Genomic DNA, 13074 nt, shown 5'->3' with positions numbered 1-13074 from the left:
ACAGCAATTCTAAAAGCACGTATCACGCTTGCCAACTGGGGAAAGAACGAAAACAATGCCTGAAGAAAGTGACAAAGAAACCGGCACGCCCTCCACCATCACAAGTCGAATCTTTTGGCAGTCGATGATCCTGGCCGCTGGAGGGTTCGTCGGTCTCGTCGACAGCAGCATCATCGCAATCGCAGTACCAAACATCGCATCCGATTTCGACGCGTCAGTCAGTGTTGTTCAATGGACAAGCGCCGGGTACCTCTTAGCCATGGCCACCGTGATCCCACTCACTAGTTCACTCTGCCACCGGTATGGTGCCCAACGCACATGGGTTATGAGCCTCGCGGTTTTCACAGGCGCCACGCTGGCCGCCGGTCTCGCATGGTCTCTTAGCTCGCTCATTGCATTTCGTGTAATCCAGGGGTTGGGTGGCGGCATGCTCTTCCCTCTCATGAGGCTTCTGGCCGTAGAAATCGCAGGCCAGTCTCGAATGGGCAGGGTAATGGCATTAACCGCAATCCCCGTCCAGATTGCGCCAATCGTCGGACCTGTCCTAGGTGGGATCATCATCGACCAGTCATCCTGGCGATGGGCACTGTGGGCCAGTATTCCGCTAGCACTACTGGCATTAATCCCTGCTGCCCTGTGGATTCCAAACAGACTCACAGAGAGCACGACTCGGGTGGACTACTGGTCAATTCTCATGCTCATGCCAGCCATGACGGTCATACTGCTATTTCTAACCCGGGTGTCTTCATCAGATTTCTCGGTACCCACCTTCGTGTTCGGAATAGTCGCTGTTTGCCTGCTGTTTGCTTTCTTCAAACGCGCAAAATCCTCGACAAGAAGCGTAGGCTTCGAACTGACGCTACTAAAGATCACGTCCTTCAAGGCCACCACTCTCATTGTGTTCATCAACAATTTTGGGATGATGGGAATTACATTCCTGATACCACTGATCATTGAGACTTCCAACCCTAATGAATCTGTACTTACCGCAGGTCTCTCCCTGGCTCCGCAGGGTATCGGAATGCTACTAGCAGTCCTGTATGTTGGGAAGAAAATCGACATCTCTGGCGACCCACGAAAACTCGTATTCGCGGGGTTGACAGGTGTGGCTATCACGACTCTCGGGCTCGCCATCGTCGCAAACGACCTATCAGCACCCATCGCGTTGGCTCTACTTCTTGCCCGTGGTGTAGCTTTGGCCTTTGCCGTCGCTCCAACGATGCTAACTCTTTACGCGGGATTGCCGACCGAGAAATACGCGGAGGCCACCACTACAAACGCCATCGTCCAGCAGATTGCAGGAGCATTCGGTGCTGCCTTTGCCGCCGTCTCCATTCAAGTCGCCAGTCAGTACATCAGCGACCAAAGCTCGGCATTTGGCATAGTCTTTGCCGCTCTCGCGATCATAACTGCGGCCGCTCTCTTCTCTACTCGCGGACTACCAACAAAGAACAGCGATTAGGAGATCACATGCATGCCAGAGGCAACCGACACCATGAAGCCACCCCAAGCTGGCGAACAGGTCTTAGATGCAGGCAACAAAAGACGCTCTACCAGGCCACTCAGCCAAAGCATTAATGAGAATTATTTTTAAAAATGTAATTTTTCGGAGTCGGGCACAGTGTGAAAAATTTTCACTATTTTTTGCTATCGACTTGAGTCATTGACCAAGCACTCAACCCATACCCCCGAGCAGGTATCCATCCTGCTGTCCTCGTCGGCAGGTCAACCGAGCTCACACTCATCAACACGATGATTTCTCGCACCGCACGCGGCTTACATAACAGAGGAATCATTGTGCATGGGTTGCGCGGCGTTGGACAGTGCTCCTCAATGAAATTGCGCGTAAAGCTGAGGCTGCGGACTGGCTGACTGTGCGCATAGAAGCAACGAGCGATAAAAAGAACAACAAGCATGTGCGAACTAGATTGGCTCGTGAACTAACTCGAAGCGCACGAAAAATTAGTGTGAGAAAACGCTGGAAGCACATCCTTGATATATTGCCGGTCATCAGCGCTTTCTCCACGACACTAGGCTTCACCGGCATCTTTTTGAATACCGCCGTATCGGCGCTTTAGACGACGCTACCTCTTAGCCACCTTCTTGGTCGCTTTTTTCGTGGCTTTCTTAGTGGTCTTCTTCGTCGTCTTTTTCGCCGCCTTTTTTGTTGCCTTCTTGGGGTTTTCGGCGTCTTTGGCACGCCTCTCGGAGAGTAGTTCGCAGGCTCGGGCGTCGGTAAGCGTCTCGGGGGTGTCGCCGCGTCGAAGCGACGCGTTGGTTTCGCCGTCGGTGACGTACGCACCGAAGCGCCCATCTTTGATGAGCATGGGCTTGCCGGAGACATCGTTGTTGCCGAGCACTCGGATCGCCTGCGGCGCGCTGCGCCCTCGTCGTTTCGGCTCGGCGTAGATCGCCAGTGCCTCGTCGAGAGTGATGGTGAGCAGTTGCGCTTCGCTGGCGAGCGACCGGGAATCGCTGCCTTTCTTCAGGTACGGCCCGTAGCGACCGTTCTGCGCAGTGATCACTTCCCCATCAGGCGCCACGCCGACTTCACGTGGCAGGCTGAGCAGCTGCAGCGCATCATCCAAGGTGACGGTGGAGGTCTCCATGGTGCTGAACAACGATTGGCTTTCAGGTTTGAGAATTTCCTGAATAAGCTGTTCGAGGCGTTTTTCTTTTTGCGCTATCGCCGTTTTGGTTTCCCAGTTTTTCGCCCGTTTACCTTCGGCGGCGCGCTGCGCGTCCTCGGCGGCCCGTTCCTCTGCGATCTTTTTCTCGGCAACTTCAGCGGCGCTTTCACGTTCCGCATCGGTCACCACTTCGGTGACGTACGCGCCGTAGCGTCCTTCTTTAGCCACCACCATGCGCCCGTTCGCCGGGTTCACGCCCAGCTCCCGCCCGCTTTGCGGCGTGGCGAACAGCTTCTCCGCCACCTCAAGCGTCAGCTCGTCGGGGGTCACGCTGTCCGGCAGGTTGGCGCGCTGGTGCTCTGGTTCGCCGTTCTTATCGACGCCCACCACACGCTCCAGGTACGGGCCGTACCGCCCCACGCGCACCACGATGCTTCGCCCTTCGGCATCGTTGAACAGGTGCAGGGAGTTGACCAACCGGGCGTCGATATGCTCCAGGTTATCGCGCACCAGGGCTTTCAAACCGCCCAGTCGGGCCACGGTTTCGGCGGTCCGGTCGGAGGCATCAGCATTGCCGAAATAAAATCCGGTGAGCCAGTCGGTGCGGTCTTCATTGCCGGTGGCAATATCGTCGAGCTCGTCCTCCATGGAGGAGGTGAAGTCGTAGTCAACTAATGACGCAAAGCTGGATTCCATGAGCCCAACCACTGCGAACGCCACCCATGATGGCACCAAAGCGTTGCCACGGGAGTACACGTAGCCACGGTCTTGGATGGTTTTGATAATGGAGGCGTAGGTGGAGGGGCGTCCAATGCCCAGATCCTCCATTTTTTTCACCAGGCTGGCTTCGGTGTAGCGAGCCGGAGGGTTGGTGGAGTGGCCATCGGCAGTGACGTCCTCGGCAGTCAGGGCGTCGCCAGCCGTCAGGCGTGGCAGGCGCTTTTCGGCATTGTCGGCGACATCACGGCCGTCGAGAGTAGAGACCTCAACATAGGCTTTGAGGAATCCGGGAAAAGTGATGGTGCGTCCGGTTGCGGAGAATTCACATTCCTCGCCAGTACGAGCAACACCATTAATGGTGACTTTCATGGACGTTCCCCGCGCGTCAGCCATTTGCGAGGCCACAGTGCGCTGCCAAATCAGCTCGTAGAGCTTGAATTCTTCCGCATCAAGCTGGCTGTGCAGCTGCCCCGGGGTGGCAAAGGTCTCACCTGCCGGACGGATCGCCTCGTGGGCCTCCTGCGAGTTTTTCACCTTGCGCGTGTATTGCCTGGGGGCATCAGCAACATATTCCGCGCCATATAGCTCGCGTGCCTGTGCACGAGCAGCACTGATGCCAGACTCGGACAGCGTTGTGGAGTCTGTACGCATATAGGTAATGTGCCCGTTTTCGTACAGGCGCTGCGCGATACGCATGGTGCGTTCGGAGGTGTAATGCAGTTTACGTCCCGCCTCCTGCTGCAGCGTGGAGGTCATAAACGGCGGATACGGCTTGCGAGTGTAGGGCTTTTCCTCCACATTTGCCACACTCATGGAGGCTTTGTGTAGGTTCTCAGCCAGCGCCTGAGCGGTGTCCGCGTTCAAGACAACGGCGTTGTTTTTCAGTTCGCCTTTGTCGTTGAAGTCGCGCCCCACGGCCACGCGCTGCTTGTCCACGGCGGTCAACCGCGCGTTGAAGCGCCGCGGATTATCGCCATCGTCTTTGCCGGTGTCCAACTCGGCAGTCAGGTCCCAGTAGGTGGCGGGTACGAAGGCCATGCGTTCGCGCTCGCGCTCCACAATCACGCGGGTGGCCACAGATTGCACGCGTCCAGCCGATAGCCGCGGCATGACTTTTTTCCACAGCACCGGGGAAATTTCGTAGCCGTACAGGCGGTCTAGGATGCGGCGGGTTTCCTGCGCATCCACCAGGTTGTCGTCCAGCTCGCGGGTGTTTTCGGCAGCGGCAAGGATCGCTGGTTTAGTGATCTCATTGAACACCATGCGTCGCACTGGAACTTTTGGCTTCAATACTTCCAGCAAGTGCCATGCGATGGCTTCGCCTTCGCGGTCGGGGTCTGTGGCCAGGAAAAGCTCGTCAACGTCTTTGAGCTTGGCTTTCAAATCCGCGACTTTTTTCTTTTTGTCAGGGCTGACCACGTACAGCGCGGTAAACCCGTGGTCAACGTCCACGCCAAGGCGCGCCCATGCTTCCTTCTTGTATTTTGCTGGGACGTCGGCAGCACCACGGGGCAGGTCACGAATGTGACCCACAGACGCCTCAACAACGTAATCCGACCCCAGGTAGGGTGCGATTTTTTTGGCTTTTGTCGCTGATTCGACAATAACGAGGCGCCTGGTCCCTTTTGCTGCCACGGGTTGTACGTCCTTATATCGCGAGTTTTATTTCTTCCCTTGCCTACCGTACACAGTTCTCAAGGGAAAGCTGTTCTAATGTTGCTAACAGGGTGTCTCGCGTCCTGTCAAGCAGCATCCCCCTACAACCAAAAACACCCCCAGTGTCTGGGGGTGTGTCTCTTAGAGGGCGCGAACCTTCTCTGCCTGCAGCCCTTTGGCACCTTCACCGATCTCAAACTCAACTTGCTGATTTTCCACCAAGGTGCGGAAACCACTGCCCTGGATCTCGGAGTAGTGGACGAAAACGTCGTCGGAGCCGTCGGCTGGCGCGATGAAGCCGAAGCCCTTCTCAGCGTTGAACCACTTCACAGTTCCCTGTGCCATACTTTTAAAACCTTTTCTTGCTATCGAACACTCCGCTTAGAGTATTGGGTTGATAATCAACCAAGACCTAGTGTGTCACGTTTTGGCGACACAGCGATAGTCCTATCCCAATTTCACAGATTATTCACAGAAATGAACCGCTTTTTTGGCGAAGAAATCGCCTCTCTGATCACCGAACGCCACCAGGGCACCTGCACTCACATGGTGACTCTCCCGGCGCGCCCTGCCCGCTACGCTGAGTGGCCCGAGTGGGCAGTGGTCCGCGACGTCGATAAGCTCTATGAGCACCAGGCGGAGGCTGCGCAGCGCGCGTGGAACGGCGAACATGTGGTGTTGGCCACGGGTACCTCCTCGGGCAAGTCGCTGGCGTACCAGCTGCCGGTGATTACGACGTTGCTGAACGACCCCACCGCCTGCGCGCTGTACATCACGCCCACGAAGGCCCTGGGTTCGGACCAGCTCACTTCCATTCGCCACGATGTTCAGGCCGCGCCTTACGACGGCGACACACCTATCGACGCCCGCCGCCACATCCGTGATGCCGCGCGCTGGGTGTTCACCAATCCCGACATGCTGCACACGATTCTTCTGAACCACAAGCAGTGGCAACGGTTATTCCGCCACCTTACGTACGTGGTCGTTGATGAATGCCATGCCTACCGAGGCGTTTTCGGCGCGCACGTGGCCTTAGTATTACGCCGTCTGCGTCGCATTGCCGCGCATTACGGCTCGCACCCAACCTTTTTCTTCGCCTCCGCCACCTCCGCGGATCCCGCCGCTCATGCTTCCCGACTTCTCGGCCTTCCCGTCACCGCCGTCACTGACGACGCCTCCCCCGCCGGCGCCCGCACCATCATGCTGTGGCAGCCTGATAAATCTGCGGTTGCCGACGCCGCTGGCTTCATGGCCACTTCCATCGCAGAAGGTGCCCGGACCTTGGGGTTTGTGCGCTCTCGGCGGCAGGCAGAAATAGTGGCGCTGCGCTGTGCGGAAGAACTAGCGATGATGGGTCGCATTGACCTATCTCATCTCGTCGCCTCGTATCGCTCCGGCTATCTTGCGGAGGATCGCCGCAAACTGGAGCGCATGCTCGATAGTGGGGAGCTCCTTGGTGTCGCCTCTACGAATGCTTTGGAATTGGGCATTGATGTGGGAGGGCTAGATACGGTGATAATTTCTGGCTATCCCGGCACTGTCGCATCGTTTTGGCAGCAAGCAGGCCGTGCTGGGCGCCGTGGTCAGGGCGCCCTGGCTGCGTTTATTGCTCGGGATGATCCACTGGACACGTATCTGGTGCACCACCCGGAAGCCCTTCTTGACCGCCCGCTTGAGCAGCACGTATTCGACCCGACTAATCCTTTTGTTCTGCGCACACACATGCTGGCTGCAGCGGTAGAAATTCCTCTCACGGATGAAGACATTGCAGAATTTCATGCAGAAAAGGTTGTGGAAGAACTTGTTGCGGAAAAACTCATGCGCCACCGAAAACGGTGGTACGCCATGGAGGCACCAGCAACGCTTCGAGGCGGTTCGGAGGTTTCCATTGTGGATTCCACCGATGGCAGACTGTTGGGAACCATTGACCGGGCGAGAGCTATGACGCAGACGCATCCGGGTGCGGTTTACCTGCACCAAGGCGAATCGTTTGTCATTGATTCCCTTGATGACGACCTCGCCCTCGCCCACCCAGAAGAGCCCGAGTGGACTACCTATGCCCGCACCACCAAAAACATCCGCATCCTGGACGAGGTGAGTGATTGGGTATCCAACGTTGATGTCGAAGTTACTGAGCAAGTCATCGGCTACACGCGGGATTCAGAGATTATTCCCCTCGACATGCCGCCGCAGGTGCTGAAAACACGCGCGGTAGTGTTCACGGCACACGGCAGTCCCGGCGCGCTGCACGCGGCAGAGCATGCGGCGATTGGGCTGCTTCCGCTCTTCGCCACATGTGACCGCTGGGATCTGGGCGGGTTGTCCACAGTGTATGAGGGCATGCCGACAATATTTATCTACGACGGGCAGGGCGGCGCAGGGTTTGTCGACTGCGGTTTCCGGCGGTTCAAGGAGTGGATGACCGCAACATACGAGACGATTCGTTTGTGTGAGTGTGAGTCTGGGTGTCCTTCCTGTGTGCAGTCCCCGAAATGCGGTAATGGTAACGAGCCGTTAGATAAGGCCGGGGCACTGGAACTTCTGGGGGATGTGATTAAGCGGCTCGGTTGATTCGTCGTTTGCGACGTCCCGCGATGCTTACTGCCCAGCGGCTGTCACGGTGCTTGATGGTGGGTGCCACTGGTCCTTGGGGCATGGTTGTCACGGTACTGCCGTCGGGCATGGTCCAGGCGACGGTGGCGTCCTTGGTGATAGTGGCGGTTACCATGCCGTCGGTTTTGAGGTTATGGCAGCGGCGACACAGGCATTGGAGGTTGGCTGGCGCGGTGGCTCCACCTTGGTCATAGGGAACAACGTGGTCGATGTCGCACACCTCGGCGCGTGCGCCACAGCCTGGGAAGCGGCAGCCACCGTCGCGGCCTTTCACAAAGGCTTTCATTGCTTCGGGGATGCGGTAGGCAGGGGTGTGCGCGTTGGCGTAGCAGTCAATGTCACGAGTGCGCGTCACCCGGTCAAGCCATTCTGCAGCAGCAGTGGCATCAAGAGTATGGGTGCCGCCGAAGTTGACGGGCTGGTGTTTGTCTTGTGGCGCATAGAGGTTCAGCACGACAGTGGCTGTGGTTTGCTGGCGGATTAACTGTAGTAGCGCTTGAGCTTGAGTGCAGTGTTCCCTGGCCGCCACGGATTTCAGGATCGTGTGCACCTCATGGCCTTCATCGGCGCGGAATGTACAGGTGAGGGTTGATATGCCATCGGGCTGATGCGACATATCGAGTTGTTCCTCGGATTCGTAGGCGGAGCGTTCCGCTGCAGGTGGATCTATCTGGGTGATAATCTCCTTGATCTTTTCGGTGATGGTGCGTGCGGTGATGAGCATTTGCCGAGGCTTGGTGGGGGTGAGCAGACGGATTATCTCTTCCTCAACAAGCGGAAGGAGTTCGTCTTTCACAGAGACACAGGCATGTTCGATTGCCACCAAGCGGGCACGGTCAAGGTGTCGCATAGTTAAGGCAAATTCGCACAAGCGAGGCATGCGTTTGAGCTGATCTGCGATATAGAGGTTTGTGCGAATAACCCCGCACCCTAGCCCCGTTCCCACAACAAGGCAGCGGATAAAGGAATCCTCATCCACTTCCTCCAAACCATCTGGGAACAGCGCCAACCAGTCGCAGAGGAAGTTGTAGTTGGTGCGCATGGACATACACGCGCACGGATCAGCAGGATCGCAACACGTGTAATATGCTGTTGTTTCAGTCATATTTTCCCCGAGATACCAAAAATTCTTTCCTAGCACCTACTCTACCAAACCTCATCGCCTGTAGCAACCAAAAATAGGAAAAATTTTCGATAAACTTTACGCCGCTCCACAAGCGCTCCGCCCTATACCGGCCCAGCCTTCGCTACGGCCTCCTGCCCACCGGACCGTGCCCGTATGGTCACATCCAGCCCGTCAACGGAACATTCAACGACCGACGCGCCATTCACAACAGCCACCCGATCAGCAGCCGAACATGCATCCCGCCCGTAGTAAGCGGCGTAGGCACCAGCCACGGCAGCGAGGTCGCTGGCAGTTTGAGCGCGGTGCTTGTCCACCACCATGCCACCCAGCCACGCAATGGTGAGAAACACACTCACCAGCGCAGCGACAATCCCTGCGGTGGTGATGCTGCTCATGGTTTCTCAGCCGGGTACACAGCCTCGGCCTCCATGGTGCCTAGCGGGCTGGGGACTTTCGCCACTGCCCGCACCAGCTCGCCATCGTGAGCAATATCGACGGTTCCCCGTGGCGGTGTGTACTCGGTGCCAATGGCGTGCGCCCTGGCGGCTGCACCGGCGGCGTCAACAGCGGCGATGTAGTCCGCCAGGGTCACTAATCCACTCACCATGAGTGCCCCCACCAGCACCAATGAGCTGAGCGCTAGGGCGGCTTCAATGGTGACGGATCCTGTGTCGTTCATTTAACGTCGGCTCAACGCATCCGTGATGATGCCCTGCAGGGCTTCGCTGATTCCGCCGCCGCTGACCACCAGGTACAACGCCCCGGCGAGCGCCGCTGCGGCGAGGCTGCCCAGCGCGTATTCGATGGTGCTCATTCCGCGATCATCGCTATGAAATTGCTGAAGTTGCTGCAACATTTTTTACTCCTTTAGTTCAACATGGTTGCCCCGAGGCTGATCACCGTTGGTGCCAGTCCCAGGATGAAAAATGCAGGTAGATAGCACACTGCAAGGGGCAGGGCAATGAGTACGCCTGCCCGTTCGGCTGCGGCGGTGGCCGCGTGCGCGGTGTCGTTACGAAGTTTGTCCACAATGCGTTCGCACCCCGTCGATAACGCGCCCCCGGAACGTTCAGACATGGTGGCCAGTGCGGCGAGTTCCCCCAACCCTTCGATGCCGCGCATGGGTTCCCACGCCCGCCCAGCACCCACCCCGATGGCAAGAAGGGCCTGTACGCTGCGCCATTGCTCGTTCTCACTGACGCTTGCCACCGCCGTAGCGGCGTGCGCAGTGCTGAGTCCCGAGTGAATGCAGGCAGCGAACAACTCAATATCAGCCGCAATGGCCAGGATGTCTGTGGGGCCGTCACGCACGCGTATCGACGCCTTCCGCTCAATCCGCATCGACGGTGCCACCCCCACCGTCGTAGCCAGCACGAGACAGGCTAAAGCTAGCAGCATCATGATGTCGCCTTCCCCATGATTCGTTGCGACCAGACAAAACCAGCTGTGGTCAATCCGGTACCCGCCACCAGGAGGACTCCCCCAGTGCCGCCCCCGAGTAGGAAGTGCAGCGGATCCGCCCCCAACAGTCCACCCATGCCAATCCCCACAACCGGAAGAATGCTCAACACCATCGCTGTGGCCTTAGGCCCCTGCAGCGCAGCACGCGTCGCAGCAGCGTGGGTGAGCTGGGCGTCGATACGCCTTTGGGCATTTTCGCACAGCGCCACCAGCGGAATACCGTGCCGTGCTGCTAGCTTCCAGAGTTGCCCCACACGGACCAGGTCGGGGCAGGAGGAACTGATAAGAACATTGGGACCATCGCCACCTCCAGCGGACCGAGCGGCGGCGACTCGCACGGCGTCACGAAGCTCCGAAGGCGCATCAGAGCTGAGCGAATCAACCGCCACCCCCAACGCGTGCGGCATGCCGTTCCCGGCGCGCAGGTCTCCAATCACGAACCCCAAGAACGTGCTGGTGTGCGAACGTATCGCTGTGGCTCGGGCGCGCTGGCGCGCGGTGCGGATCGCCCAGACGATAGTCCCGACCACCAGCATCGCACTGAGGATCAGGCTCACCGGCCCTTTCAACAGGACCAACAGCAACACGGCAAGCGCTGGTGTTTTCTTCCAGTTTTTTCGCTCCGTAATGCGATGCAGCGGCGCGGCATCGGGCACAAGCAACGCGCCCGCGCACAGCAACAGTGAAGTCATGACGCAAGCTCCTCGAAACCCGGTTGTGGCCCAAGGTCGGATTGCCACAACACACGGGTGCGTACCGGGTTTCCTTCCAGTACCCCAATCTGATGCAAAATACGTCCGTGCGGGGTGCGTCGCATGGCTAGCACCACGCGGATGGCTGCGCTGAGCTGGGAATGCAGTGCCGCACGATCCAGCCCACCGAGAGCAGCCAGGGCTTCCATGCGCGCCGGGATTTCCATCAAGGAATTGGCGTGGATGGTGCCGGCACCACCTTCGTGCCCAGTGTTGAGCGCGGCGAGCAGGTCCACCACTTCCGCCCCACGTATCTCACCGACAATGATGCGGTCAGGCCGCATACGCAGAGCCTGTTTCAACAGGTCCGACATGGTGATCTGACCCTGACCTTCCACATTGTTAGTGCGGGAGACCAGGTTCACCACATGCGGGTGGGGCGGGTGCAGCTCAGGGGTGTCTTCGATGCAGATGATGCGTTCGTTGTGCCCAATGGCAGCCAGCATGGCACCCAACAACGTGGTTTTCCCGCTGCCAGTGCCGCCCACCACCAGGAAGGCTTTCTTGGATTCCACAATCCCCGTGAGAGTGTCAGCAATATCGGAGGGCATGGTGCCGCGATCCACTAGGCCATCAAGCGTGGTCACTGCCTGGCGAAGCACACGCAGAGACAAGCAGGTACCACCATCCGCTGGCGGGCTGAGCAGGGCGTGAACACGAATGCTGCTGTCGTCATCCCGGCGGAGACGACCATCGGCAAAGGGCTGCGCATCATCCAAACGCCTGCCACACGCTACAGCGAGCCGGGTAGCCAGCTGGCGGACCTCATCATCCGAATCGAAACGCAAGCCCGCCTTCTGCAGACCTTGCCCCCGATCAAACCAAATACTGTCCGGCCCGTTGACCACCACGTCCGTCACCCCCTCTATTGCCAGCACTTGCTCCAAAATCCCAGCCCCCGTCGAATCGTTGCGCAGTTTACGTAGCACCCCCAGCACGTCAACATCGCTGATCACCCCCGCCTCTTCCCGCACCAACTGCGCAATATCAGCGGCCGCAGCGCCGGGGCGTTCCGCCAGCCTGCGCTGCACTTTCTCCACCAGCGCCTCATACATTGAGCTCATCCATCACATCCAGCGCCACCTTGGTCAGCGGCCGAGGAATACTGCGCAATCCTTGAGTTTCCACGGTTTTAGCCAGCCGCGGCACATGAGCTACCTCCCCCACGATGGGCAGCTGCACCACGCGTTCCACCTCGTCCGCGTCCATGCCCGACCATCCCCGATGCCTCAGCACCCCGATCGGGTGGATACGCTGAGCTTTCAGTTGTGCCGCCAGGGTGGTGGCCGCCGCTACGGCCCGAACCTCAGCAGGAATGACCAGCGCCACCAGATCACATAAACCCAGAACAGCCGCGTCGCAGGTATCCACCACCACAAGATTGTCGCCTGTTTGCGCACATTCCACAGCGGAACTGACCCGCGCCGGGTCGAGCGAAAAGCCATCAGCCATGGTGGTACGCGCGCTGGTCAGCACGGCCACCTCGCTTTTGGTGTGCGGCAGCGCCTGCCACAGATCCGATGCCCCGACGAAACCGTCACCGAGGTTCAGGTCCTGCCACCGCGCGCCGGGCGTGTTTTCAATTCCCAGCAGGAGGTCGGCACCGCCGTAGGGCACGGCATCGATCAGCAGGGCGGGTGCACCGGTCAGGGCGATGCTGGCGGCAAGGACGCTGGTTCCGGCACCACCGCACACGCCCATGACTCCGATGGTGCGAGCTGTGCCGCGCGCCCGGTTGTGACGCCCCAGCATTGCGAGCAGTTCCGGTGCCTGCGCGGGCAAGAGAAACGCGTGCTCGGCATGGCATTCCATGGCGCGTCGCCAATCCACAGGCCCCGGGTCCAGCCCCAGGAAGAACACGCGGTCACGGCGTTCGTGGGTGAATACGGCGGCGGTGGCGGCGTCGACAAGCACGGCTGAGGCGTTTCTTGACGCCCGCACAACCTCCGCAGGCACACACGTTTCCACCACCGGCCGCCCCGTGGCTGCTGCAACGTGCATGGCTTCTGGATGCAGAACTGGATCCTCGACGGCAACCACGATGGCTTCTTGCTGTACACCTGACATGCCTTCATGCTGCGCTTGCTGGGGCGTGCCCGGCAATAGTCATACATGC

At 58.8% G+C, this 13074-nt stretch carries 12 protein-coding genes; 2 read left to right on the top strand and 10 right to left on the bottom strand.

Annotated elements, in window-relative coordinates:
• Positions 1-55: 55 nt before the first annotated feature.
• Positions 56-1462, top strand: coding sequence for an MFS transporter (locus CDUR_RS01220; protein ID WP_179418682.1), 1407 nt, complete (start codon positions 56-58; stop codon positions 1460-1462).
• A 622-nt stretch (positions 1463-2084) separates the two neighbouring features.
• On the opposite strand, the gene topA is transcribed toward CDUR_RS01220, so the two are convergent.
• Positions 2085-4985, bottom strand: a complete 2901-nt coding sequence (gene topA / locus CDUR_RS01215; protein WP_179418681.1) for a type I DNA topoisomerase — start codon at positions 4983-4985, stop codon at positions 2085-2087.
• A gap of 162 nt (positions 4986-5147) precedes the next feature.
• Positions 5148-5351 (bottom strand): cold-shock protein, encoded by a 204-nt coding sequence (locus tag CDUR_RS01210; protein ID WP_006062742.1) that lies wholly within the window; start codon positions 5349-5351, stop codon positions 5148-5150.
• A 132-nt stretch (positions 5352-5483) separates the two neighbouring features.
• Here CDUR_RS01210 and CDUR_RS01205 point away from each other — a divergent pair, with 132 nt between their 5' ends.
• Positions 5484-7577 (top strand): DEAD/DEAH box helicase, encoded by a 2094-nt coding sequence (locus tag CDUR_RS01205; protein WP_179418680.1) that lies wholly within the window; start codon positions 5484-5486, stop codon positions 7575-7577.
• Here the strand turns inward: CDUR_RS01205 and CDUR_RS01200 are convergent.
• From CDUR_RS01200 to ssd, 8 genes are all read right to left on the bottom strand, one after another.
• The gene (locus tag CDUR_RS01200; RefSeq protein WP_179418679.1) at positions 7561-8724 is read right to left on the bottom strand and encodes an HNH endonuclease signature motif containing protein; all 1164 of its coding nucleotides are present in this window, start codon (positions 8722-8724) and stop codon (positions 7561-7563) included. The two genes, CDUR_RS01205 and CDUR_RS01200, sit on opposite strands and share 17 nt — an antisense overlap.
• Before the next feature lie 122 nt (positions 8725-8846).
• A complete protein-coding gene (locus CDUR_RS01195) occupies positions 8847-9140 on the bottom strand; it encodes an Rv3654c family TadE-like protein (RefSeq protein ID WP_179418678.1) in 294 nt (97 codons plus the stop codon).
• Positions 9137-9424, bottom strand: coding sequence for a hypothetical protein (locus CDUR_RS01190; RefSeq protein WP_179418677.1), 288 nt, complete (start codon positions 9422-9424; stop codon positions 9137-9139). The genes CDUR_RS01195 and CDUR_RS01190 overlap by 4 nt, the downstream gene beginning before the upstream one ends.
• A complete protein-coding gene (locus CDUR_RS01185; protein WP_006062737.1) occupies positions 9425-9601 on the bottom strand; it encodes a DUF4244 domain-containing protein in 177 nt (58 codons plus the stop codon).
• A gap of 11 nt (positions 9602-9612) precedes the next feature.
• A complete protein-coding gene (locus CDUR_RS01180) occupies positions 9613-10146 on the bottom strand; it encodes a type II secretion system F family protein (RefSeq protein WP_179418676.1) in 534 nt (177 codons plus the stop codon).
• Complete coding sequence (locus CDUR_RS01175; RefSeq protein ID WP_290208010.1) at positions 10143-10898, bottom strand: type II secretion system F family protein; 756 nt, start codon at positions 10896-10898, stop codon at positions 10143-10145. The genes CDUR_RS01180 and CDUR_RS01175 overlap by 4 nt, the downstream gene beginning before the upstream one ends.
• Complete coding sequence (locus CDUR_RS01170; RefSeq protein WP_179419166.1) at positions 10895-12013, bottom strand: TadA family conjugal transfer-associated ATPase; 1119 nt, start codon at positions 12011-12013, stop codon at positions 10895-10897. Before CDUR_RS01170 ends, CDUR_RS01175 begins: the two co-directional genes overlap by 4 nt.
• The gene (gene ssd / locus CDUR_RS01165) at positions 12006-13025 is read right to left on the bottom strand and encodes a septum site-determining protein Ssd (protein WP_179418675.1); all 1020 of its coding nucleotides are present in this window, start codon (positions 13023-13025) and stop codon (positions 12006-12008) included. The genes CDUR_RS01170 and ssd overlap by 8 nt, the downstream gene beginning before the upstream one ends.
• Positions 13026-13074: the final 49 nt, after the last annotated feature.

Origin of the sequence: Corynebacterium durum, from assembly GCF_030408675.1 — a bacterium.
Taxonomy (GTDB): domain Bacteria; phylum Actinomycetota; class Actinomycetes; order Mycobacteriales; family Mycobacteriaceae; genus Corynebacterium; species Corynebacterium durum.
This window is presented reverse-complemented; position numbering and strand designations above follow the sequence as displayed.

Coding starts and splice junctions, on each gene's coding strand:
- CDUR_RS01220 (WP_179418682.1), top strand. CDS start 56: ATGCCTGAAGAAAGTGACAAAGAAACCGGCACGCCCTCCACCATCACA.
- CDUR_RS01210 (WP_006062742.1), bottom strand. CDS start 5,351: ATGGCACAGGGAACTGTGAAGTGGTTCAACGCTGAGAAGGGCTTCGGC.
- CDUR_RS01205 (WP_179418680.1), top strand. CDS start 5,484: ATGAACCGCTTTTTTGGCGAAGAAATCGCCTCTCTGATCACCGAACGC.
- CDUR_RS01200 (WP_179418679.1), bottom strand. CDS start 8,724: ATGACTGAAACAACAGCATATTACACGTGTTGCGATCCTGCTGATCCG.
- CDUR_RS01195 (WP_179418678.1), bottom strand. CDS start 9,140: ATGAGCAGCATCACCACCGCAGGGATTGTCGCTGCGCTGGTGAGTGTG.
- CDUR_RS01190 (WP_179418677.1), bottom strand. CDS start 9,424: ATGAACGACACAGGATCCGTCACCATTGAAGCCGCCCTAGCGCTCAGC.
- CDUR_RS01185 (WP_006062737.1), bottom strand. CDS start 9,601: ATGTTGCAGCAACTTCAGCAATTTCATAGCGATGATCGCGGAATGAGC.
- CDUR_RS01180 (WP_179418676.1), bottom strand. CDS start 10,146: ATGATGCTGCTAGCTTTAGCCTGTCTCGTGCTGGCTACGACGGTGGGG.
- CDUR_RS01175 (WP_290208010.1), bottom strand. CDS start 10,898: ATGACTTCACTGTTGCTGTGCGCGGGCGCGTTGCTTGTGCCCGATGCC.
- CDUR_RS01170 (WP_179419166.1), bottom strand. CDS start 12,013: ATGTATGAGGCGCTGGTGGAGAAAGTGCAGCGCAGGCTGGCGGAACGC.
- ssd (WP_179418675.1), bottom strand. CDS start 13,025: ATGTCAGGTGTACAGCAAGAAGCCATCGTGGTTGCCGTCGAGGATCCA.